The 21,899-nt window shown below is 71.1% G+C and carries 21 protein-coding genes; 3 read left to right on the plus strand and 18 right to left on the minus strand.

Features of this window, described 5'->3' with window-relative positions; translation table 11 throughout:
* Positions 1 to 39 precede the first annotated feature (39 nt).
* The 13 genes from IEZ06_RS02030 to IEZ06_RS02085 form a co-directional block, all read right to left on the minus strand.
* Complete coding sequence (locus IEZ06_RS02030) at positions 40 to 696, minus strand: PH domain-containing protein (protein WP_189234939.1); 657 nt, start codon at positions 694 to 696, stop codon at positions 40 to 42.
* A 28-nt stretch (positions 697 to 724) separates the two neighbouring features.
* Positions 725 to 1,807 (minus strand): adenosine deaminase, encoded by a 1,083-nt coding sequence (locus tag IEZ06_RS02035; protein WP_189234940.1) that lies wholly within the window; start codon positions 1,805 to 1,807, stop codon positions 725 to 727.
* Positions 1,808 to 1,871: 64 nt separating this feature from the next.
* Entirely contained in the window at positions 1,872 to 2,225 is a 354-nt protein-coding gene (locus tag IEZ06_RS02040) for a cupin domain-containing protein (protein ID WP_189234941.1), read from the minus strand.
* A gap of 34 nt (positions 2,226 to 2,259) precedes the next feature.
* Positions 2,260 to 2,946 (minus strand): AMIN-like domain-containing (lipo)protein, encoded by a 687-nt coding sequence (locus tag IEZ06_RS02045; protein WP_189234942.1) that lies wholly within the window; start codon positions 2,944 to 2,946, stop codon positions 2,260 to 2,262.
* Between the two features lie 195 nt (positions 2,947 to 3,141).
* Complete coding sequence (locus IEZ06_RS02050; RefSeq protein ID WP_229797718.1) at positions 3,142 to 3,759, minus strand: MFS transporter; 618 nt, start codon at positions 3,757 to 3,759, stop codon at positions 3,142 to 3,144.
* On the minus strand, positions 3,737 to 4,786 hold the full coding sequence (locus tag IEZ06_RS02055; protein ID WP_229797719.1) for an RNA-guided endonuclease InsQ/TnpB family protein: 1,050 nt from the start codon (positions 4,784 to 4,786) through the stop codon (positions 3,737 to 3,739). Before IEZ06_RS02055 ends, IEZ06_RS02050 begins: the two co-directional genes overlap by 23 nt.
* Positions 4,731 to 4,919, minus strand: coding sequence for a helix-turn-helix domain-containing protein (locus IEZ06_RS37600; RefSeq protein ID WP_373293778.1), 189 nt, complete (start codon positions 4,917 to 4,919; stop codon positions 4,731 to 4,733). Before IEZ06_RS37600 ends, IEZ06_RS02055 begins: the two co-directional genes overlap by 56 nt.
* Before the next feature lie 323 nt (positions 4,920 to 5,242).
* Positions 5,243 to 6,523 carry a thymidine phosphorylase gene (locus IEZ06_RS02060; RefSeq protein WP_189234943.1) on the minus strand — a complete coding sequence of 427 codons (1,281 nt, stop codon included), beginning with the start codon at positions 6,521 to 6,523 and terminating at the stop codon, positions 5,243 to 5,245.
* A gap of 5 nt (positions 6,524 to 6,528) precedes the next feature.
* Positions 6,529 to 6,921, minus strand: a complete 393-nt coding sequence (locus tag IEZ06_RS02065; RefSeq protein ID WP_189234944.1) for a cytidine deaminase — start codon at positions 6,919 to 6,921, stop codon at positions 6,529 to 6,531.
* Entirely contained in the window at positions 6,918 to 8,207 is a 1,290-nt protein-coding gene (locus IEZ06_RS02070; RefSeq protein ID WP_189234945.1) for an ABC transporter permease, read from the minus strand. The genes IEZ06_RS02065 and IEZ06_RS02070 overlap by 4 nt, the downstream gene beginning before the upstream one ends.
* A complete protein-coding gene (locus IEZ06_RS02075; protein ID WP_229797720.1) occupies positions 8,204 to 9,346 on the minus strand; it encodes an ABC transporter permease in 1,143 nt (380 codons plus the stop codon). Before IEZ06_RS02075 ends, IEZ06_RS02070 begins: the two co-directional genes overlap by 4 nt.
* Positions 9,343 to 10,890, minus strand: coding sequence for an ABC transporter ATP-binding protein (locus IEZ06_RS02080; protein WP_229797721.1), 1,548 nt, complete (start codon positions 10,888 to 10,890; stop codon positions 9,343 to 9,345). Before IEZ06_RS02080 ends, IEZ06_RS02075 begins: the two co-directional genes overlap by 4 nt.
* Positions 10,891 to 11,022: 132 nt before the next feature.
* Entirely contained in the window at positions 11,023 to 12,090 is a 1,068-nt protein-coding gene (locus IEZ06_RS02085; protein WP_203871791.1) for a BMP family lipoprotein, read from the minus strand.
* A 903-nt stretch (positions 12,091 to 12,993) separates the two neighbouring features.
* Between IEZ06_RS02085 and IEZ06_RS02090 the strand changes: the two genes are divergently transcribed.
* Positions 12,994 to 13,320 carry a hypothetical protein gene (locus tag IEZ06_RS02090; protein WP_189234946.1) on the plus strand — a complete coding sequence of 109 codons (327 nt, stop codon included), beginning with the start codon at positions 12,994 to 12,996 and terminating at the stop codon, positions 13,318 to 13,320.
* 192 nt (positions 13,321 to 13,512) lie between these two features.
* Here IEZ06_RS02090 and IEZ06_RS02095 read toward each other — a convergent pair whose 3' ends face one another.
* Complete coding sequence (locus tag IEZ06_RS02095) at positions 13,513 to 14,754, minus strand: M20 family metallopeptidase (protein ID WP_189234947.1); 1,242 nt, start codon at positions 14,752 to 14,754, stop codon at positions 13,513 to 13,515.
* A 538-nt stretch (positions 14,755 to 15,292) separates the two neighbouring features.
* Here IEZ06_RS02095 and IEZ06_RS02100 point away from each other — a divergent pair.
* The gene (locus IEZ06_RS02100) at positions 15,293 to 16,669 is read left to right on the plus strand and encodes a peptide ligase PGM1-related protein (protein ID WP_229797722.1); all 1,377 of its coding nucleotides are present in this window, start codon (positions 15,293 to 15,295) and stop codon (positions 16,667 to 16,669) included.
* On the opposite strand, the gene IEZ06_RS02105 is transcribed toward IEZ06_RS02100, so the two are convergent.
* On the minus strand, positions 16,628 to 16,894 hold the full coding sequence (locus IEZ06_RS02105; protein ID WP_229797723.1) for an SCO4848 family membrane protein: 267 nt from the start codon (positions 16,892 to 16,894) through the stop codon (positions 16,628 to 16,630). The two genes, IEZ06_RS02100 and IEZ06_RS02105, sit on opposite strands and share 42 nt — an antisense overlap.
* A gap of 109 nt (positions 16,895 to 17,003) precedes the next feature.
* Between IEZ06_RS02105 and IEZ06_RS02110 the strand changes: the two genes are divergently transcribed.
* On the plus strand, positions 17,004 to 18,275 hold the full coding sequence (locus IEZ06_RS02110; protein WP_229797724.1) for a D-alanyl-D-alanine carboxypeptidase family protein: 1,272 nt from the start codon (positions 17,004 to 17,006) through the stop codon (positions 18,273 to 18,275).
* Positions 18,276 to 18,511: 236 nt separating this feature from the next.
* Here IEZ06_RS02110 and IEZ06_RS02115 read toward each other — a convergent pair whose 3' ends face one another.
* From IEZ06_RS02115 to IEZ06_RS02125, 3 genes are read right to left on the minus strand one after another with little or no spacing between them, the layout of a single operon-like run.
* Positions 18,512 to 19,453: a YihY/virulence factor BrkB family protein gene (locus IEZ06_RS02115; RefSeq protein WP_189234949.1), complete on the minus strand. Its 942-nt coding sequence runs from the start codon at positions 19,451 to 19,453 to the stop codon at positions 18,512 to 18,514.
* Between the two features lie 35 nt (positions 19,454 to 19,488).
* Entirely contained in the window at positions 19,489 to 20,493 is a 1,005-nt protein-coding gene (gene trpS, locus IEZ06_RS02120) for a tryptophan--tRNA ligase (protein ID WP_189234950.1), read from the minus strand.
* 14 nt (positions 20,494 to 20,507) lie between these two features.
* Complete coding sequence (locus tag IEZ06_RS02125; protein WP_229797725.1) at positions 20,508 to 21,899, minus strand: hemolysin family protein; 1,392 nt, start codon at positions 21,897 to 21,899, stop codon at positions 20,508 to 20,510.

Below are 21,899 nucleotides of genomic sequence, written 5' to 3' on the forward strand. Positions count from 1 at the left end.
GCGGGACGCGACCCGGACCGTATCCGGCGCGGGACCGGCTCAGGCCAGGAAGGCGGCGACCACCAGGGCCAGGGCGACGCCCAGCGCGGCCAGAGCGCCCGGCGCCCAGGTGATCCTCACCGTCGCGGGCCCCTCACCGGCCCCGGCCCCGGCTCCGGTCCCACCGGTCCCGGTCCCACCGGCTCCGGCCCGCGGCCTGGCGGCCTCGGCGCGCCGCCTGATCTGCTCGGCCACCCAGTCGGCGTGCGTCCTGCCCGCCAGCGCCTCGGCCGCCGCCTGCTCCCCCCTGCTCCGGGCGGGCTCGGTCGCCAGGGCGCCGCCGTCGGAGCCGGAGCGCCCGCGCCGTACGGCCGCCGCCCGCTCCCGCGCCGTGGTCTGCGGCGTCCAGCAGCGGACCGCCGCGTCACCGGAGGTGATCGTGATCCCGTGCGAGACCGCCACGCCGTCCACCGCGGCCCAGGGCACGAAGGCGTCCCGGAGCGGGTTGCGGACCAGCACGCCCTCGTCGGTCAGGACGACCGCCGGGCGGATGCACGTGACGAACACCAGGGCCGTCAGCACCGCCAGGACCGCCCCGGCGGCCAGCGAGGGCGGCCCGCTGTAGCGGACGACCAGGTCGGCCGCGTTCGCCGCGGCGAACACGACCCACACCCAGCCGAGGACCAGCGCGGCCTTCGACCGGAACACCTCTCTCATGACACCCGTCCCGCTCCTGCGGCCCCGCTCACGCCTGCCACTTCAGCCGCGCGAAGCCCGGCTTGATGACGCCGTTGATGAGGGCCAGCCGGTCGTCGAACGGCAGGAACGCCGACTTCATCGCGTTGACCGTGAACCACTGCAGGTCGTCCCAGTCGTAGCCGAACGCCTCCACCAGTTTGGCGAACTCCTCCGAGACGGTGGTCCCGCTCATCAGCCGGTTGTCGGTGTTGACCGTCACCCGGAAGCTGAGGCGGCGGAGCAGGCCGATCGGATGCTCGGCGATGGAGGGCGCCGCCCCGGTCTGCAGGTTGGAGGTCGGGCACATCTCCAGCGGGATGCGCTTGTCTCGCACGTAGGCCGCCAGGCGGCCGAGCTTGGGCTCGCCGTCGCCGGACACCGCGATGTCGTCGATGATCCGCACGCCGTGGCCGAGCCGGTCGGCGCCGCACCACTGGATCGCCTGCCAGATCGACGGGAGCCCGAACGCCTCGCCGGCGTGGATGGTGAAGTGGGCGTTCTCCCGCTGGAGGTATTCGAAGGCGTCCAGGTGGCGCGTGGGCGGGTAGCCCGCCTCGGCCCCGGCGATGTCGAACCCGGCCACGCCGACGTCGCGGTAGCGGACCGCGAGCTCGGCGATCTCCATGGACCTGGCCTGGTGGCGCATCGCGGTGAGCAGCGTGCCCACCTTGATCCCCCGGCCCTCCGAGCCGATCCTGAACCCCTCCAGGACCGCCTCGATGACCTCTTCGAGGCTCAGGCCCCGCTCGGTGTGCTGCTCGGGCGCGTAACGCACCTCGGCGTAGACCACGCCGTCGGCCGCCAGGTCCTCCGCGCACTCGGCGGCGACCCGGACCAGCGCCTCGCGCGTCTGCATGACGCCGACCGTGTGGTCGAAGGTCTCCAGGTAGCGCTCCAGCGAACCGGAGTCGGAGGCCTCCTGGAACCAGGTGCGCAGCGCGCCGGGGTCGGTCGTGGGCAGCCGGTCGTAGCCGGTCTCGCGGGCCAGTTCGACGATGGTCCCGGGCCGCAGACCGCCGTCGAGGTGATCGTGGAGCAAGACCTTCGGAGCCCGGCGGATCTCCTCAAGGGTGGGTAGCTGCTGGCTCATCTCGATATCCTACCGTCCGGTATCCGTCCGGCGATCTTCCGGAGACCGCCGGAAGCCGCGCGGGCTATTCGTCACGGCGTGCCGTCTCCGGGGAGAAGGCGGGCAGGCAGACGGCGACGTACTCGGCGCCCTCGGGGCCGCAGCTGTAGCGGACCTTCTCCCCCGGCTCGCAGGCGAACGCCTGGCCGGCGCGCACCTCGGTCGTGCCCCCGGCGTGCTCGACGACGACCGTCCCGGAGAGCACCAGGGTGTACTCCGCGAACTCCGGCGTCTGGGCCGGCTCGTCCCAGCCCGCGGGGGCCTTCATGTGCGCGATCGAGATCCCGGCGTCGCCGCTGTTGACCCGGCCGACGTACTCGTCGATGATCTTTCCCCCGGGTACGGGGATCCGCGTCGCGCTGTCGATTTTCCTCACCATCGGACCATCTTGCCACCGGGCCCGGGGCACGGGTTCAGTGGGCCACGTCGATGACCAGGCGGTTCGGCTGCTTCTGCTCGGTGACGCGGAACCCGGCCCTGCGCTCCAGCACGATGCCCACGCCCACCACGGCCTCGAAGTCGCCGGTCTTCACGACGCTGCGCACGTTGCCCAGCCCGGCCTGCAGGATCGGCCCGCCCGTCAGGGTGGGGGTGCCCTCCTCGGTGTGCGCGTTCGCCGGGAGCATCGTCACCTGCAGGTAGGCCCCGCCCTCGACGTCGATCGGCTCCCCCGACCCGTCCTGGACCAGCTCGGGCACCCAGTCCACGGTGTAGCCGGGCAGGTCCCCCCTGAAGTCGATCACCACCCGGTCGTAACCGGCGTGTTCGGCGAAGCGCACGCCGGTGACGAGCGGCGGTTCGTCGAGGTTCCGCTCGACCCGCACCGCTCCGGTACTCGTCGGCGGCTCCGGCCCGGTGGGCGGCGCCTGCGGGGCGGAGGTCCTCCCCGGGGTCCGCCCACCCGACGGGTCCTGCGTACCGGGCGGGTCCTGCGCGGTCGGCGGGACCGACCCGGTCCCGGCGGTGGAGGCGACCCCGGAGGACGGGGAGCCGGTGACCCCGGTGGCCCGGCCGGCCGGGTCCGTCCGGCCGGTCGAGCCGCCGCAGCCGGCCAGCAGGACGAGGGGAATGATCACTAGCGCGGCGCGAGAGCGGTTCATGTGGGCCTCCTGCCGGGTTAGATGCCCAGGAACACCCGCCGGTTCACCGCCCCGGCCGTCCTCGTCACGCGGAGATCCGCACCCGCCCCCATGGGCCCCTGATTCGTCCATGGGGGCGCGGGCGTTCCCGGACGGTCTCCGCCCTCGGGCCGATTCCATCCCCGGCCCGGCTCCGGGTACAGGCCGGCTCCGTCCTCAGACGGTCTCCAGGACCGGCTCCTCCTTCCGCTCCGCGGCGGCCGTACGGGCTCCGCGCAGCCCGGTGAGGGCGATCACCAGACCGGCCAGCGCGAGGATGCCGGAGACCGCGATCGCGGCGCGGAAGCCGTCGAGCGGGTCGGCGCTCGTACTGGAGGTCAGCACCGCCGTCACCACCGCCAGCACGACGGCGCCGCCGACCTGGCCGGAGGTGTTGAGCAGGCCGGAGGCCAGGCCCTGCTCGTCGTCGGCGACCCCGTTGGTCGCCTGGATGTTGAGCGACGGGAAGGACAGGGCGAAGGCGACGCCCAGCAGGACCATGCCCGGGATGACCAGCGTGGCCAGGTCGGGTGCCTCGTCGACGCGGAGGAAGAAGGCGTATCCGGCGGCCAGCGCGGCCGAGCCGATCACGATCAGCCGGGCGGTGCCGAAGCGGTCGGCCAGGCCGCCCATCTTCGTCGAGGTGACGGCCACCAGCAGGCCGGCCGGGAGGAAGGCCAGCGCGGTCTCCAGCGGGGACCAGTGCAGGAAGTGCAGGAAGTTCTGGAAGTACTGCGTGACTCCTCCGTTCCCTGAAGGGAGCGGCTTCTCGCTAAGCCGCTTGCGCAGCCTCACGAAGGGCAAGCCCTGCCCTCACGATGTTGACCGCCGCGTTCACGTCGGCGTGCGCTTCATGCCCGCACGCCGTACAGGCGAACGCGGCCTGGGTGAGGCGGTTCTCCTTCGCCACGTGCCCGCAGCGCGAGCACGTGCGGGAGGTGTTGGCGGGGTTCACCGCGATCAACTCGCGACCGGCGCTTTCAGCCTTGTACGCGAGGACCGTCAGGAACACCCCCCAACCCGCATCCAGGATCGAACGGTTCAGCCCGGACTTGGCCGCGACATTGCGGCCGGGCTGCTCTGCGGTGCCGGACGCCGACCGCGTCATGTTCGCGACCTTCAGCGCCTCGTGCACGATCACGTCGTAGGCGGCCACCAGAGCGTTCGCGGCCTTGTGGGCGTGGTCCAGGCGTTGCCGCCGCACCTTGGCGTGCAGCGCCGCGACCCGGGCCACGGCCTTGCGGCGCCGCGCGGACCCTCTCTTCTTGCGGGCCAGGTCGCGCTGCGCCGCCGCCAGGCGGTCGGCGGAGGCCGCCAGGTGGCGCGGGTTGCCGATGTGCCCGCCGCCGGAGGTGGTCACCAGCGACGCCACCCCCAGGTCGATCCCGGCGACCGCGCCGGTGGCGGGCAGGGGCTGGGCGGGCACCTCGTCGCACGACAGGATCACATACCAGCGGGAACCCTCCCGCTTCACCGCGATCGTCTTCACCTTCCCGCGCACGGGCCGGTGCCGGTGCACGCGCACATGCCCGACGCCCTGCAGCCGCACGTAGGTGGCGGTCGGGTGCTCGGGTTGGGAGTCCCACCGGCAGCCGTCACCGTCCTTGGGCCAGGTGACGGTGTCGAACCGGCCGCGCCCCTTGAACCGGGGGAAGCCCGGCGTGCGCCCGGCCTTGACGCGCGCGAAGAACGCACCGAACGCCTTGTCCAGGCGGCGCAGCGTGGCCTGCTGACAGGAGAACGACCAGCGGCCCTGCCCGACGGGGTCATCGGCGCGGATGTGCTTCAGGTCGGCGGACTGGTCGCCGTAGCGGACGCTCACGCCCGCCTTGGCGTAGGCGGTGCTCCAGCGCGGCGTTGTACAGCTGCCGGTGGTCCTCCAGGCACGCGGTGAGCGCGGCGGCCTGCTTGGCGGTGGGGCGCAGCAGGAACCTGTACGACCTGCGCACACCCACCTCCCCTCACGTCCGGTAACGATAACACCACGGTATCGGCGGGCGCCGGCAAAACCGGGAAGGACATTCATGATGCACGGACCTGACAGGTCGGGGCACGCTCGGGCCTCGGCGGCCCTCCCGCCACGCCGCCGCCCTGCCGACCCACCGCGCCGTCGTCGCCGGGATCTTCGACTCCGCGGAGGCGTCCCTCCCCACCTGAGCACGCGCCCCGAGCACGCACCCCGGACACGGTGGCGGCCGGCCACCGCCGTGCGGTGACCGGCCGCCGCGCCGATCGCCGGAGACCTCCGGCCGGGACCTCGAGGGTCAGCTCCCGACGCTCACGCCCTGATGCGGTCGATCACCAGCGGGAGCAGGTCCACCTCACCGGCCTCGCCGATCGCGTAGGCGCCGTCCAGCGCGGCCAGCGCCCGGTCGAAGCGGGCCGTCTCGTCGGCGTGCAGGGTCATCAGCGGCTGGCCCTCGCGGACCGCGTCCCCCGGCCGGGCGTGCAGCATGACGCCCGCGCCGAAGGAGACCGGGTCCTCCTTGCGCTCCCGGCCCGCGCCGAGCCGCCAGGCGGCCAGCCCCACGCCGTAGGCGTCGAGCCGGGTCAGCACGCCCGTCGCGGGCGCGACGACCTCCATCGTCTCGGCGGCCCTGGGCAGCTCCGCGTCCGGGTCGCCGCCCTGGGCGCTGATCATCCGGCGCCAGGCGTCCATCGCCGAGCCGTCCTTCAGCGCCTGCTCGGGGTCCTTGCCGCCGTCCAGCCCCGCGGCCTGGAGCATCTCGCGCGCCAGCCGCACGGTCAGCTCGACCACGTCCTCGGGCCCGCCGCCGGCGAGCACCTCGACGGACTCGGTCACCTCCAGCGCGTTGCCCACCGCCCGGCCCAGCGGCCGGTCCATCGCGGTCAGCAGCGCCACCGTGTTCACCCCGGCGTCGGTGCCCAGTTCGACCATGGTGGTGGCCAGTTCCCGGGCCCGGTCCACGGTCTTCATGAACGCGCCCGAGCCGACCTTGACGTCCAGCACCAGCGCGCCGGTGCCCTCGGCGATCTTCTTGGACATGATCGAGGAGGCGATCAGTGGGATCGCCTCGACCGTGCCGGTCACGTCGCGCAGCGCGTAGAGCTTCTTGTCCGCCGGGGCGAGCCCCTCGCCCGCCGCGCAGATGACCGCCCCGGCCTCCCGCAGCACGCCGAGCATCTCGTCACTGGAGAGCGACGCCCGCCAGCCGGGGATCGACTCCAGCTTGTCCAGCGTGCCGCCGGTGTGGCCCAGGCCGCGGCCGGACAGCTGCGGGACGTGGCCGCCGCACGCTGCGACCAGCGGGGCCAGCGGCAGCGTGATCTTGTCACCGACGCCGCCGGTGGAGTGCTTGTCGGTGGTACGGCCCGGCAGTCCGGACCAGTCCATCCGGGTCCCGGACCGGATCATGGCCTGGGTCCACTCGGCGATCTCCCGCCGCGTCATGCCGTTGAGCAGGATCGCCATGGCGAGCGCGGACATCTGCTCGTCGGCGACCACGCCCCTGGTGTAGGCGTCGATCACCCAGTCGATCTGCCCGGTGGACAGCTCGCGGCCGTCCCTCTTGGTGACGATGACGTCGATCGCGTCCATGTCTGTCAGGCCCCCCGGCTCAGGTCGTCGGGACCGAAGGCGTACGGCAGGATCTCCGCCATCGGCTTCGGCCCGTCCACGGTCTCCATCAGCAGCTCGGGGCCGCCGAACTCGAACAGCAGCTGGCGGCAGCGCCCGCACGGCATGAGCAGCTCCTCGTGCCCGTCCACGCAGGTGAAGGCGACCAGCCGGCCGCCGCCGCTCGCCTGGAGCGCGGAGACCAGCCCGCACTCCGCGCACAGCCCGACGCCGTAGGAGGCGTTCTCCACGTTGCAGCCGGAGACGATCCGCCCGTCGTCCACCAGCGCGGCGGCGCCCACCGGGAACTTCGAGTAGGGCGCGTAGGCGTTGCCCATGGCCCGTACGGCCTCGGCCTTGAGTGCGGCCCAGTCGATCAATGTTGTTCTCCTCGGCGATAGCGCACACCATCGGCCGCGGGCGGACGCAGGCTCTGCGAGGCCACGGACAGAACCAGCAGCGTCAGCACGTGCGGGGTGATGAAGACGAACTCGTTGGGCAGCTTGTCGACGGTCAGCCAGAGCCAGAGCAGCACGACGGCGGCGAGAGCGGCCGCCGCGGCGGCGGTGTACTGCCGGACTCCGGGCAGGCCGGCGGCCAGGCGGCTGCGGACCTGCATGCCCGTGTAGACGAGCAGGAGCAGGGCACCGAAGAGCAGAAGCCCGGTGACGGCCTGGGAGCTGCGCAGTTGCAGGCCGTCTGCGTAGCCGAACAGCGAGGCGCCGGCGGCGAGGCCGCCGGGCCGCCAGTTACCGAAGATCATCGCTGCCAGGCCGATGAACCCCCGGCCGGAGGTCTGCCCCTCGACGTACTTGGTGGTGACGAAGACCAGGAAGACGCCACCGAGTCCGGCCATCGCGCCCGAGATGACGGTCGCGACGTACTTGGTCCGGTAGACCTTGACGCCCAGCGACTCGGCCGCCCAGGGGTTCTCACCGCAGGAGCGGAGCCGGAGGCCGAAGGCCGTGCGCCAGAGCACGAAGTACGTCAGCGGGATCAGCGCGACGGCCAGGATGACCAGGACGTTCACGTTGTGGGTGAGCCCGCGCAGCATCCCCGCGACGTCGGAGAGCAGGAACCAGTGCGTGTTCTCCAGCTTTCCTAGCAGGTCGGGGCCGTCGGACAGGATCGGCAGGCTGACCTCCGGGGCGGTGGAGGAGAGCGTGGGCGAGGTGGTGATGCCCGCCCCCTTCTCGCCGGCGGCCGTCCCCTGGGCGTACAGCACCTCGGACAGGAAGCGGGTGATGCCCGGGCCGAGGAGGTTGATGGCCACGCCGCTGATGATGTGGTCGACGCCGAACGTCACGGTCGCGATGGCGTGGAGCAACCCGCCGAGTGCTCCGCCCAACAGGCCGGCGACGAGGGCCGCGACGGCCCCCCACTGGTAGCCGGCCCATCCCGCGAACCAGGTGCCGAGCACCATCATGCCCTCGAGGCCGATGTTGACGATGCCCGCCCGCTCGGCCCACAGGCCGCCCAGGCCCGCCAACGCGATGGGTACGGCGAGCAGCAGGGCGGCGCTGAACGTCCCCGACGAGGTGAGCTCGGGCGCACCCCCGATGACACGAGCGAGCGACAGGAGCAGGATCAGCGCCGCCACGGCGAGGAGCGCCAGGTGGTAGCGGCGCACCCGGCGGGCCTCCGCGGTTGCCGCGGACGCGGTCATGCGGCCACCCCTGCCTGATCGGTGGTGGCGAGCTGGCGTGCGGCCCGCCGTTCCTCGTTGCGCATCGACATACGGATGGTGACCTCGTTGGCGATCACGACCATGAGCACGATGGTGCCCTGGATGATGGTGATGACGGACGGCGGGATGTCAGCGAACTGGAGCGGAGCCGCGGCGCGGTCCAGAAAGGCGAAGAGCAGCGCGGCCACCGCGATGCCGCCTGGCTTGTTGCGGCCCAGCAGCGCGACCGCGATGCCGAGGAAGCCGAGGCCTGCGGTGAAGTTCGAGCCGTAGGCGTGGGTGCGGCCGAGGATCTCCGGCAGGCCGATGAGGCCGGCGACGGCGCCGGACAGGACCATCGCGGAGATCACCATGCGCTTGGGGTCGACGCCGGAGGCGAGGGCCGCCGACGCGTTGAGGCCGGTTGCCTTCACCTCGAACCCGAACCGGGTGCGTTCGAGCACCAGCCAGATGATCAGGCCCGCCACGACCGCCACCGCGAGGAAGCCCCACAGACCGCCGCCGCGCGGAGCGGGCAGACCGAACATCTCGAACAGGACGTTCAGGTTGGGGAACCAGGCGGACTCCGGCAGCTCCGGCGTGGAGGTGGTCAGCTGCCCCTCCGCGCGCTCACCGGCGAACGGGCCGCGGACCAGGAAGGCCGCGAGGTTGATCGCGATGTAATTGAGCATGATCGTGGCGATCACCTCGTTCACCCCGCGCGTCACCTTGAGCACCGCGGGGATGAGCGCGTACAGACCGCCCACCACCATCGCCACGACGATGATCAGCAGGATCTGGACGGGGCCCGGCAGCTCGAACTGGGACCCCACGAAGGCGGCGACGACCGCCGCGATGCGGTACTGCCCCTCGACGCCGATGTTGAAGAGGTTCATCCGGAAGCCGATTGCCACCGCGAGACCCGCGATGAACAGCGGGACGGCCCGGTTGAGGAGGGTGGTGACGGAGTTCACCACCTGGATCTGCGTGTCGCCGAAGTCGAACATCGCCTGGAGCGCGGTCACCGGGTTCGCCCCGGCGGCGAGGATCGCGACACTCGATACCGCGACGGCGATCAGCACCGCCACCACCGCGCCTGCCAGCGTCAGCAGCGCGCGTTGCAGCCCTGCGGGCATCATGCCTGTTCCTCCGCGATCGCCCCGGTCATGTATCCGCCGAGCTCCTCGGGCGTGACCTGGTTCGGGTCGAGGCGGGCCACCATGCGCCCGCCGTAGATGACGTAGAGACTGTCCGACAGGCCGATCAGCTCGTCGAGGTCCGCGGAGATCAGCAGCACGGCGAGTCCCGCGGCGCGGGCCGTACGCAGGTGGTCCCAGATCGCGGCCTGCGCGCCGACGTCCACACCGCGCGTCGGGTGGGCGGCGATGAGGAACTTCGGCGCGCCGCTCATCTCCCGTCCGATGATCAGCTTCTGCTGGTTGCCACCGGACAGCGCGAGGGCGAGGGTGTCGATGCCGGGCGCCCGGACGTCGTACTCGCGCATGATGCGCTCGGTGTCCTTGCGCGAGGCCGCGCGGTTCACCCAGATGCCCTTGCGGGCCGGGACCCGCGTCTGGTGACCCAGCACCCGGTTCTCCCAGAGCGGGGCCTCCAGCAGGAGGCCCTGGCGGTGCCGGTCCTCCGGGATGTAGCCGATGCCGGCCTCCCGCCGCCGCAGGGTCGTCCAGGCGGTGATGTCCTCCTCTTCGAGGAGGATCCGGCCCCCGTCCAGGGTACGCAAGCCCATGATGGCCTCGATCAGCTCGGACTGGCCGTTGCCCTCGACACCGGCGATGCCCACGACCTCGCCCGCACGCACGGGGAAGGTGACGTCCTTCAGGAGCGGCCTGTCCCCGCTTCCGCAGACCGTCACGCCGCCCAGGTCCAGCACGACGCGGTCGGTGACCGTGGACTCCCGGGTCTCCGGAGTGGGAAGCTCGCTGCCGACCATCAGCTCGGCGAGCTGCCGGGCGGTGACCGATCCGGGTTCGACGCTGGCGACCGTGGTGCCACGCCGGATCACCGTGATCGCGTCCGCGATGCTGAGCACCTCGTTGAGCTTGTGCGAGATGAAGATGATCGTGAAGCCCTGCGCCTTGAGCTCACCGAGGTTGCCGAAAAGCTCGTCGACCTCTTGCGGCACGAGGACCGCCGTGGGCTCGTCCAGGATCAGGATGCGCGCGCCGCGGTACAGGACCTTGAGGATCTCGACCCGCTGGCGGTCGCCGACGCCGAGGTCCTCGACCAGCCGGTCGGGGTCGACCCGGAGCCCATGGCTCTCACCCAGTTCGCGGATGCGCGTACGTGCTCCGTCCGCGTCCAGCCTGCCGGCCTTCTTCGGCTCGGCCCCCAGAACGATGTTCTCCAGGACCGTGAGGTTGTCGGCCAGCATGAAGTGCTGGTGCACCATCCCGATTCCAGAGGCGATGGCGTCGCCGGGAGTACGGAAGTCGACATCCTGGCCGTTGACCCGGATCCGTCCCTCGTCCGGCCGCTGCATGCCGTAGAGGATCTTCATCAGGGTGGACTTGCCCGCACCGTTCTCGCCCACGATCGCATGCACCGTTCCGGGGGCGACGGTGATACGGATGTCGTGGTTGGCGACGACGCCGGGGAAGCGCTTGGTGATTCCCTCAAGCTCGACGGCGGGCGGCGCCGCGGCGAGGGTGTCCGAGCTCGTCACAATGCGTTCTCCTGGGGAGCCTAGGGGGCTCGCGAGGTCCTGTCCGAGACAGGGAGAAAGCCCGGGGACCTGCCCCGGGCCTCTCCGGCATTCCTCCGCGGTCCCCCTATCGGGGCCTGCGGAGGAGCGACCTCACGGCTGCGTCGGAACGGTGACCGAACCGTCGATGATCTTCTTCTTGGCCTCTTCGACCTTGGGCATGACGTCGTCGATGAAGCCGCCGGAGGTGGACAGCCCCACACCGTCGACCTTCAGGTCGTAGACGCTGTTGCTGCCGCCCTTGGCGCCGCCCTGGAAGGCCTTGATGAACTCGAAGACTCCGTTGTCGACGCGCTTGATCATGGAGGTCATGATGACCTTCTTGAGGTCGGCCTCCTTGACCGTCTCGTACTGGTCGGAGTCGACGCCGATGGCCTGCTTGCCGGCGGCCGCGGCCGCCTGGAAGACGCCCAAGCCGGAGTCACCGGAGGCGTGGTAGACGATGTCCGCGCCGTCCTGGTACATCTTCTCGGCGGTGATCTTGCCCTTGTCCGGGGCCTTGAAGCCGCTGAAGTCGCCGTCCGGCGTCAGGTACTTGACGTCGATCTTGATGTCCGACTTCACCGACTTGGCACCGGCCTCGAACCCGGCCTGGAACTTCTTGATCAGGTCGTTCTCGACACCGCCGACGAAGCCGAGGTGGTTCGACTTGGTCTTCTCCGCCGCCGCGACGCCCGCCAGGTAGGAGCCCTGCTCCTCCGCGAAGAGCAGACCGGTCACGTTCGGCGCGTTGGACGCCGAGTCGACCACCGCGAACTGGATGTCGGGGTACTCGGTGGCGGCCTTCTTGATGTCCTCGCCGTAGGCGAAGCCCACACCGATGATCGGGTTGTAGCCGGCGTCCGCCAGCTGGCGGAGCAGCTCACCGCGGTTCGAGCCGTCGGCGGCCGGGCTGAGGTCCTTGATCTCGGCTCCGAGCTCCTTGCCCGCTCGCTCGAGACCGGCATAGGCGGAGTCGTTGAACGACTTGTCGCCACGGCCTCCGACGTCGTAGGCGAGGCCGACCTTGAGGCTCGACTTGGGCGCCTCGCTGGTCGCACCCGGGCTCGCCGTAGTGCTCCCCCCCGAACCGGTGTCGTTGCCGCCACACGCGGCCGCGGCCATGAGCATGGCCCCCGCCACCGTGGTCATTGCCATCTTGCCGAACTGGTTACGAAGCAAGGTGACTCCCCTCCATCTCTCCGCTGTATCAACTTGTGCACGCACGAAGAAACGCACGGCAGCCATCCACGGAATGTAGTTGGTAAGACAGACCACTCCAAACCGGCACACAGCTCCGCAACCTGCCCGTTACCGACCCCAGTCGCGACTGTGACCGGAACGAGCCCTACCCCCTCCTGAGAGCCCGAACCGATCACGGGCGACAGCCCTTCCATCGTCCCGTGCCGCTTCCGTAATTAGCCGCCGACTCCTGTCCCGTGCCGGCACACCGGCCCCCGAAGCGGAGGCCCAGGAGCGACGGTCCGCACGCTCCACCCACCGCGGGGACACCCCCACGCGGCCTGCCCCGCGATTCGGTATCGCAGGCCGCGCAAGCGGTCCCTCCCGGCACCCAGAGTCGGCGCGCGACCGCGACGCACGGTCACCGCCCGCCCGCCGGAACGAAACCGCCGGTAAGTCCCCTACCCCGTTCCGGGGAAGGCGGAGCGAACAGGTCACTCGCTTCACCGGAAATACGACCTGTGCTCCGCAGGCCCAGCCGCCATGGTCCTCCGGACCGTCACCCCAGGCATTCTCCCAACATGGAACCCCTGGCTCATGTAGAAAACCGACAAGGAAACATTCCGCTCCATGCCCGCCACCCAAGCCGGATCCAGGGCGCTCCTTGCCACGGATCCGGCACGACATCTTTAGTCCCGCCGAGTACGAGGCCGCGGGCTCCTCCGGTCCCCGAACGAAGCAGCCGGCCCTTCCGGAGCGCTGGAGAAAGCCAAGTTCAGCCCCCGAAACACCACACTTCATTACCTTGCGGAAAGAACGGCAAAGACTGATTCAGATCACTCGTCGAACAGAACCCGCGGTAATCTGCCGCCCCAAGATCATCTAGTCACGAGGGGGTTCACCGTGAAGAGGTTCAAGGCCATCACAACAACCCTGATCAGTTCTGCAGCGCTCCTTGCCGCGAGTGTCACCACGGCCTCTCCGGCCAATGCGGAAGTCTGGTCCTGCCAGACCAGCCAATCGCCGAACGTCGCCCGCACACAGTGCTTCGCGGGCTGGGGCGCCTACCGGGTGAGTGCCACCTGCGTCACTTCGAAGTACCCCTACCGCATCACGATCTACGGCAACACCGTGACCAGGGAGCGGAACACCATGAGGGCGCCGGCTTCCACCGTACGGGCGGCGGGATACAACTGCAGTATCACCGACGCGGGTGTAGACGTTCACTGAGAGCGCTGGAAACACCGATTCGTTGCTGAGCGACTCCGCGGAGCGGAGGAAAGACCGGCCCGGCACGGATCGGGAATCACCGCCGCGAGGCCTGCGGAGATCATCGGCTCTCCGCAGGCCCTCTCCTTTCCCCGTGGAGATGCAGCAGGCCCCGCCGCGACCGATAAGCCCGTCCGGTCGGCCTCCGGCGGCTCAGGTGTCCGAATTCACCACGACGAGCGGCTCCTCGACGGTGGGCTGCCGCTCCTCCCACAGGGCGGTCAGCGCCGTCCCGACCAGGAAGCGCACGCCCGCGCCGATGCAGCTCTCGTCGACGTCGAAGGTGCCCTGGTGGATGTCTCCGGCGTGCGCGGTGCCCGGCGTGCGGGTGCCCAGGCGGGCGAACGCCCCGGGGACCGACTCGAGGTACCAGCCGAAGTCCTCGCCGCCCAGACTCTGCTGGGTCGGCACCGAGGCCCCCTCGCCGAGCATGCTCTCGGCCGCCTCGGACAGCATCTGCACGCTGTCCTCCTCGTTGACCACCGGCGGCACCCCGCGCACGTAGTCCAGGTCCACCTCGACGCCGTAGGCCCCGGCCACCGACTCCAGCAAGGACTTGATCATGTCGGGGGCCGCGTGCCAGGCCTCCTCGTCCAGGCAGCGCAGGGTGCCCTCGGCGAGACCGTCGTCCGGGATCGCGTTGGCCACCGAACCGGCCTCGACCCGGCCCCAGACCAGGCTGAGCGACGAGCGCGGATCGACCCGGCGGGAGAGCGCGGCGGGCAGCTCGGTGAGGATCTTGGCGAGCGCGAAGACCAGGTCCACGGTGAGGTGCGGCCGGGCGGTGTGCCCGCCGGGGCCGCTGACCCGGATGTTGACCCGGTCGCAGGCGGAGGTGATGGGCCCGGCCTTGAGGCCGACCTTGCCCACGTCCACCTTGGGGTCGCAGTGCAGGCCGAAGATCCGGTCCACCCCGCTCAGGCCGCCCGCGGCCAGGACCTCCAGCGCCCCGCCGGGCAGCTCCTCCGCGGGCTGGAACAGCAGCCGGACCTTGCCGGGCAGCAGTCCCGCCCTCGCCTGCTGGGCGAGGAAGAGGCCGGCGCCGAGCAGGATCGCGGTGTGCACGTCGTGGCCGCAGGCGTGGCAGACGCCGGGGACCGTCGAGCTGTAGGGCACGTCCTTCTCGTCGGGCACCGGGAGCGCGTCGATGTCGGCCCGGAGCGCCACCGTCGGCCCCTCGCCGCTGCCGATCTCGCAGATCAGGCCGGTGCCGCGCGGCAGCACCGTGGGCACGAGGCCGGCGGCGCCCAGCCGCTCGGCGACGCGCTGCGTCGTGCGGTATTCGGCGAACGCCAGCTCGGGGTTCATGTGGAGGTCTCGGCGGAAGCCGATCAGCTCCGCCTCGCGCTCGGCGAGGAACGCGTCGAGTTCCCCCCGCAGATTACGCCCTCGCATTGGTCACCGTCCCATCCGCGCCAGCGGTCCGAATCCTCGACGCACGTGCCACTGCCCAGAATCACCCGATCCATGGGGCAGTCCTGTTGGAAAACGGTCGCCGCACGGAAGGGCGCGGGCGGGTGCCCCGGACGGGCATCGCGGACACGCCGCCGTGGACGACGGATCGCCGGCGCGGAGTCGGCAGGCCGAAGCGAGGCCACCGGCGCGTTGACGATGACATCGACTTTATCCCTCCTCAGCGGCCCCGCGCCGACATCTGCACCAAATGTTTTGTCGCCCCATACCTGTCTCCTGTCCCTCCTGACCCATACGAACCATGACGAATGACTCGGATTAGCCAGGGAACGGTAGTCCTACCGGATGACGGGCGCCTGGCACCCGGGGTCACGGACGGTTGAAACATCGCCCGACCTGGCAACTTCCGTGACCCTGAGGTACCGCTCATCGAACCCGGCGGACTGATGCAACCCGAAAGAATGCGTGGTTCACTCCGCTTATGATCACTAATATCCCATTTGGGGAGAAGCACTCCAGATTGAGCATCTTCGAACCGAACGAGGGAACCGTGGTGGTCATCCCCTCGCTCTCACTGCCGCAGGACGAGCTCCGGATCATCCCCGGGGCGCGCTGCTACGAGGAGCGGCTGCTCTTCCTGCTGTTCACCCTGAAACGCCCGGGGGTGAAGGTCGTCTACCTCAGCTCGGTCCAGGTGGACCCGGCGATCGTGGACTACTACCTGGGCTTCCTCGACGACCCGGGCGAGGCCCGCGGACGCCTGGAGATGATCGGTCTGGGTGATCCGCGCCCCCTGCCGCTCACCGACAAGATCCTGAGCCGGCCCGACGTCCTGGCGCGGATCCGGGGCGCGCTGGGCGACGTCCGGGACGCGTGGATGGTGCCCTTCGTGGTCAGCGAGTCCGAGGAGCGGCTCTCCGGGCTGACCGGGCTGCCGGTCTACGGCCCGGCCACCGCCCTGGCCCACCTGGGCTCCAAGAGCGGGAGCCGGATGGTCGGCGACGAGGCGGGGGTCCCCCTCGTCCCCGGCTTCACCGACCTGCGGTCGCTGACCGAGGTCGAGCACGCGGCCCGCGCGCTCAGCCGGGGCGGCCGGCTGATGGTCAAGCTCAACAACAGCTACTCGGGCCTGGGCAACGCCATCGTGGTCAAGGACGGCCCGCGCCTGACCGCCTGCCGTACGAGCTTTTCCGCCGCCGAGGAGAACTGGACCACCTTCGCGGAGAAGATCGCCGTCCGGGGGGCGGTGATCGAGGAGTTCATCGAGGACCGGCCGCTGCGCTCCCCCAGCGCGCTGGCCAGGATCACGCCCGGCGGCGCCTACGACGTGGTCGCCACGCACGAGCAGGTCCTCGGCGGCCCGAACGGCGACGTGTACCAGGGCTGCACCTTCCCCGCCAGCCAGGACTACCGCGCCGAGGTGGGCGAGTGCGCCGGGCGGATCGCCGCGGTGCTGGCCCGCCGGGGCGTGGTGGGGCTGTTCGGGATGGACTTCTTCGCGGTGAAGACCGACGGCGGCTACCGGACGCTGCTGTGCGAGATCAACCTGCGCATCGGCGGCACCACCCACCCCTTCGGGGCCGCGCTGCTGACCACGGGCGCCGTCTACGACCCCGGGACCGGCCTGCTGATGTGCTCGGGCCAGCCCAAGTACTACGTCGCCACGGACAACTGCGCCGTCCCCCGGCTGCGGGGCCGCAAGCCGCGCGAGGTCGTCGAGCTCCTGCGCGACCGGGGGCTCGGCTTCGACCGCGAGGCCCGCACCGGCAACGTGCTGCACCTGCTGGGCGCGATCCCCGAGTTCGGCAAGCTCGGCTTCACCAGCATCGGCAACTCCGCGGAGGAGGCCGCCGAACTACACCGGCGGACCCTGCGGGCGCTTCACCCCGCCGCGTAGGCCCCGGAAACCCAGGAGGCCCAACAGGCCCCGCAGGCCGCCCAGCCCGCGCAGGCCGACGAACCCGAGCACGAGCCCGAGCGCGACGTTGACCGCGACCAGGACCCCGTGGACCACGTAGAACGCCGTGGGGTGGCCGTCCTGCAGGTTGAACCCAAGGTTGATCCACTCGACGATCATGAAAGCGGCAAGCGCGACCAGAAATCCGGCGATCTTTCGCGACATTTGCATTATGTCCGTATCCCGCAGCGTGGCCCGTCCCGAGGCCGGGGATGAGCCCCCGCATGCGAACGCAGGCGAATCACCACAAAGCTACCCTGAGATCACTATGGGGATGAAACACGTCGCACCCGCAGGGGTGCTGCTCGCGACGGTCACCTTCCTGGGCGCGCCCGCACAGGCCGTACAGGCCGCACCGCCCGCACAGGCCGTACAGGCCGCACCGCCCGCACAGGCCGTACAGGCCGCACCGCCCGCGCAGAGCGTACAGGCCGCACCGCCCGCGCAGGCCCGGACCGCGCAGGCCGCGCCGCCCGCGTACGGCGCGCCGGCCGGGGCATGGGACCCCAGCGGCCGTGAACCCGTCGGCGGCGCGCGCCTGGGCGAGCGGGGCATCGTCTTCCCCGCCGGGATGAAGGCCCCGCCCAAGACCTCGGCGAAGTCCTACGTGATCGCGGACGCCGACACCGGCGAGGTGCTCGCCGCCAAGAACGCGCACGGCCGCTACCTGCCGGCGAGCACGCTCAAGGCGCTGACCGCCCTGGCCCTCATCCCCAAGCTCGACAAGGCGAAGAAGGTCAGGCCGAGCAGGAACGCCGTCAACGTGGAGGGCAGCGCGGTCGGGCTGGTGCCCAAACCGCTCTACACCGTCGAGGACCTGTTCAAGGCCCTGCTGCTGGTCTCCGGCAACGACGCCGCGGTGGCGCTGGCCGAGGCCAACGGCGGCCTGGACAGGACGCTCGCCGACATGAACGCCGAGGCCCGGCGGCTGCAGGCGTTCGACACGGTGGCCAAGACGCCCAACGGGCTCGACAAGCCCGGCCAGAGCAGCTCCGCCTACGACCTGGCGCTGATCGCCCGCGCCGGCCTGGCCAACCCCGACTTCCGGCGGTACGTCAGCCTGAAGACGGACAGGTTCCCGGCGCCCAAGGGCTACTACGAGATCGGCAACCACAACAAGCTGCTCTGGCGCTACAAGGGCATGATCGGCGTCAAGAACGGCTGGACCTCCAAGGCCCTGGCCAGCTTCGTCGGCGCGGCCAAGCGGAACGGCCACACGGTCATCGTGACGATCATGCGGCACGACGGCTACATGTGGGAGGACATCGCCGACCTGCTCGACTGGGGCTTCGCCGCCCGCGGCAGGGCCGTCCCGGTCGGCCGCCTGGTCGAGCCCGTCCCCGAACCGGCTCCGCTGCCGACCGCCCAGGCCCAGGCCGCGAACCCGCCCGCCCAGGGCCCGGCCGCGGCGCAGAAACCCGCCGGGGCCGCCCGCCCCGCGGAGGAGGAGTCCGGTTCCGCACTCCCCTACGCGGCCGCGGCCGCCGTCGCGGCCCTGCTCGGCGGCGCCGCCTGGCTGGTGTACGGCCGCCGCCGCCGCTCGTAGCCTGTGGGGCTCGGGCTAAAGAACCGCGTCCATACGGCCCGCACGCCGTACGGCGCGGCACGAGGAGCGCGGCGCGGGCCGGTGGTCCAGGCGGCGTATGAAGCACCGAACCCCGCGCGCCCGCCAGGCCGGAGGCCTGACCCCACCAGACGGCCACTGCGACGGCCGCCTGGACCACCGGCCCGCAGAGCGCGACCATGCCCGAAACGAAAAACCCCACCCAAGCCCGAAGCCCTTCAGCCCTGGCTGAAAAGCCTGTCCCCGCCGGGCACGGGAGTCGGATCGGGCGGCGGGCCGAGGGAGGCGGTGGCCGTCCAGGCCGCGGTGTACATCACCACCCGGGCGGAGAAGTTGATCCAGATCAGCAGGCCGACCATCACCGCGAACACCCCGTAGACCGGGTTGTTCAGGGTGAACGAGAGCAGGAACGCCGCCAGCTGCTTGAGCAGGGCGAAGGCGACCGCCCCCAGCAGCGCGCCGCGCAGCACCACCCGGAAGGGCTGGGTGGAACGGCCCAGCCAGCCCAGAACGACGAGGAAGACCACGGTGTCGGCGGCCACGCCGACCGCGAGGCCCGCCAGCCAGACGGTGGCGGTCCCGGCGAACGACTCCGACAGGCCCAGCCACCCGGCCACCATCCCGCTGGCCTGCGTGGCGACGCCGCCGACCACGACCGAGAGGAGCATCGTGAAGCCGACCAGGACCAGGGCCGCCAGGTCGCGGAGCTTGCCGGGCAGGAAGCCGAGCGGCGGCTCGGTGGTCATGGAGATCTCGCGCAGCGCCCCGCGCAGGGCGTCGATCGCGCCCAGACCGGCGTAGAGCAGGCCGAGCAGGCCGATGATCCCGGCTCCGGTCCGGGCCTCGGCGATCTGGTCGATCGGGAGCTTGGCGGCCAGGCCGGGGAGGTACTCGTCGATGGCCTTGCGCAGGGTCTCCTCGGCGTTCGGCCGTTCCGACAGCAGGAAGCCCGCGACGGCGAAGGCCAGCGCGATGATCGGGAAGAAGGACAGGAAGGCGAAGTAGGTCACCGCGCCGGCCAGCCGGTCGCCCGACTGGACCTGGTAGCGCTGCACCGTCCGGATCAGGTGGTCCAGCCAGGGCCACCTGATCCGGTCGGTCTCGACCTCGCGCCCGCCCCACTCGCGCAGCGCGCCGATCCGCTCCTTCAGACCCGTCACGCCGTCTCCCCTACCCCGGCGGCGGAGGGAATCGCTCAGGGGGCGGGAAGGAACCCCGCCCGGTCGCGGACCTTCGCCATGGTCTCGGCGGCCACCGCCCGGGCCCGTGCGGCGCCGGCGGCGAGCATCTTGTCGAGCTCGTCCTCGTCGGCGAGCAGCTTCTCGGTGCGCTCGCGGATCGGCGTGAAGGTCTCCACGACGGCCTCGGCGACGTCCTTCTTGAAGGTGCCGTAGCCCTGCCCGGCGTAGCGGGCCTCCAGGTCGGGGATCGGCGTGGCGGTCAGCGCCGACAGGATGCGCAGCAGGTTGGCGATGCCGGGCTTGTTCTCCTCGTCGAAGGCGATCTCGGTGCCGGTGTCGGTGACGGCCCGCATGACCTTCTTGCGGAGCGGCCCCGGCTGCTCCAGCAGGTCCAGGATGCCCGCGGGAGAGGAGGACGACTTCGACATCTTGGCCGTCGGCTCCTGCAGATCGGTGATCTTCTCGACGCCCTTGACGATGTACGGCTCGGGCAGCGTGAAGGTCTCGCCGAAGCGGTGGTTGAAACGCTGCGCCAGGTCGCGGGTGAGCTCCAGGTGCTGCTTCTGGTCGGCCCCGACCGGGACCTTGTTCGCCCCGTAGAGCAGGATGTCGGCCGCCTGCAGGATCGGGTAGGTGAACAGGCCGACCCCGGCCGAGCTCTCGCCGTACTTGGCGGACTTGTCCTTGAACTGGGTCATCCGCCCGGCCTCGCCCATGCCGGTGAGGCACATCAGGACCCAGGCCAGCTCGGTGTGCTCGCGCACGTGGCTCTGGACGAAGACCGTGGACCGCTCGGGGTCCAGGCCGACGGCGAAGAGCTGGGCCGCGGCGATCCTGGAGCGCCGCCGCAGCGCCTCGGGCTGGTAGTCCACCGTGATCGCGTGCAGGTCGACGACGCAGTAGAAGGCGTCGTAGCCCTCCTGCAGCGCGACGTACTGCCGCACGGCACCCAGGTAGTTACCCAGGTGGAAGGAGTCGGCGGTGGGCTGGATTCCGGACAGGACACGGGGACTGGCCATAGTCGGTAATTCTGTCAGGCGCCGGGAGTGCTCGGGGACTCCGACGCGGAAGCCGTACCGGATTCCGCGGCCGCCGGTCCGGAATCCATGGAATCGGGAGGAAGATCCGGGCCGGGCGGGCCCTCCTCGGGGCGGCGTTCGATCCGCACCCGGGCCACCCTGCGCCCGTCCAGCTCCGTGACCGACAGCTCGAAGCCGGGGACCTCGACCCGCTCCCCCAGCGCGGGCAGGTGCCCGAGGGCCGCCATCACGAACCCGCCGAGGGTCTCGTAGGGCCCGTCGGGCAGCCGGATGCCGGCCTCGCCCGCCACCTCGTCGAGGTTCGCCAGCCCGTCGAGCTCGATCTGCCCGGCCGGCAGCACCGCCGGCTCCCCGGTGACGTCGTGCTCGTCGCGGATGTCGCCGATGAGCTCCTCGACCAGGTCCTCCAGCGTGACGATCCCCGCCGTGCCGCCGTACTCGTCCACCACGATCGCCAGGTGCTGCCCCTCGTCGCGCATCTCCGACAGCGTGTTCAGCACCCGTTTGCTGGCGGGCACCAGTTTGACCGGCCGGATCGGCACCAGCTCGCCGATCGGCTCGATCGACCCGGTCAGGACCGGGTCGAGCAGGTCCCTGATGTGCACGAACCCGATGACGTCGTCGTAGGAGTCCCGGTAGACGGGGAAGCGGGAGTGCGGCATGGCGGCGGCCAGGACGGCGGCCTCGGCGAGCCGGGTGTCGACGGACATGAACTCCACCTCCGTGCGGGGCAGCATCACCTCGCGGAGCTGCCGCTTGCCCGCCGCGAAGACCTCCGCGATCAGGCTGCGCTCGTCCTCGTCCAGCTCCTGGTGGCCGACCACCATGTCCCGCAGCTCCTCGGTGGACATCTCCTCCCGGTCCGCCTCGGGATCACCGCCGAGCAGCCTGACCACGCCGTCGGTGGACTTCGACAGCGCCCAGATGACCGGCCGCGACAGCGCGGCCACCCGGTCCAGGAACGGCGCCACCAGCAGGGAGAGCCCCTCGGCCCGCTGCCGGGCCAGCCTCTTGGGCGCCAGCTCGCCCAGTACCAGGGAGAAGTAGGAGATCACCAGGGTCACCAGCACCAGCGCGGCGGGTGCGGCGACGGCGGCCGGCGTGCCCCAGCCGGTCAGCACGGGCACCAGTTCCTTGGCCAGGGTGTCGGCGCCGAACGCCGCCGACAGCATGGTCGCCACGGTGACGCCGATCTGCACGGCCGACAGGAAGCGGTTGGGGTCACGGGCGAGCTCGGCGGCCCTGGCCCCCCTGCGCCCCTGCGCGCCGAGCCTGCGCACCTGGCTCTCCCGGAGGGAGACCATGGCCATCTCCGCGCCCGCGAAGAATCCGCCGATCAGGACGAAGAGCAGGACCAGCGCGATGTTGGCCAGGACACTGTTCAC

The sequence above is a fragment of the Planomonospora antibiotica genome, from assembly GCF_014647955.1.
GTDB lineage: Bacteria > Actinomycetota > Actinomycetes > Streptosporangiales > Streptosporangiaceae > Planomonospora > Planomonospora parontospora.

What these genes read in the sequence shown, in the direction of transcription:
- IEZ06_RS02030 (WP_189234939.1), bottom strand. Translation starts at nt 696, where the DNA reads ATGAGAGAGGTGTTCCGGTCGAAGGCCGCGCTGGTCCTCGGCTGGGTG.
- IEZ06_RS02060 (WP_189234943.1), bottom strand. Translation starts at nt 6,523, where the DNA reads ATGGACGCGATCGACGTCATCGTCACCAAGAGGGACGGCCGCGAGCTG.
- IEZ06_RS02035 (WP_189234940.1), bottom strand. Translation starts at nt 1,807, where the DNA reads ATGAGCCAGCAGCTACCCACCCTTGAGGAGATCCGCCGGGCTCCGAAG.
- IEZ06_RS02070 (WP_189234945.1), bottom strand. Translation starts at nt 8,207, where the DNA reads ATGACCGCGTCCGCGGCAACCGCGGAGGCCCGCCGGGTGCGCCGCTAC.
- IEZ06_RS02110 (WP_229797724.1), top strand. Translation starts at nt 17,004, where the DNA reads ATGAAACACGTCGCACCCGCAGGGGTGCTGCTCGCGACGGTCACCTTC.
- IEZ06_RS02105 (WP_229797723.1), bottom strand. Translation starts at nt 16,894, where the DNA reads ATGTCGCGAAAGATCGCCGGATTTCTGGTCGCGCTTGCCGCTTTCATG.
- IEZ06_RS02095 (WP_189234947.1), bottom strand. Translation starts at nt 14,754, where the DNA reads ATGCGAGGGCGTAATCTGCGGGGGGAACTCGACGCGTTCCTCGCCGAG.
- IEZ06_RS02040 (WP_189234941.1), bottom strand. Translation starts at nt 2,225, where the DNA reads ATGGTGAGGAAAATCGACAGCGCGACGCGGATCCCCGTACCCGGGGGA.
- IEZ06_RS02045 (WP_189234942.1), bottom strand. Translation starts at nt 2,946, where the DNA reads ATGAACCGCTCTCGCGCCGCGCTAGTGATCATTCCCCTCGTCCTGCTG.
- trpS (WP_189234950.1), bottom strand. Translation starts at nt 20,493, where the DNA reads ATGGCCAGTCCCCGTGTCCTGTCCGGAATCCAGCCCACCGCCGACTCC.
- IEZ06_RS02075 (WP_229797720.1), bottom strand. Translation starts at nt 9,346, where the DNA reads ATGATGCCCGCAGGGCTGCAACGCGCGCTGCTGACGCTGGCAGGCGCG.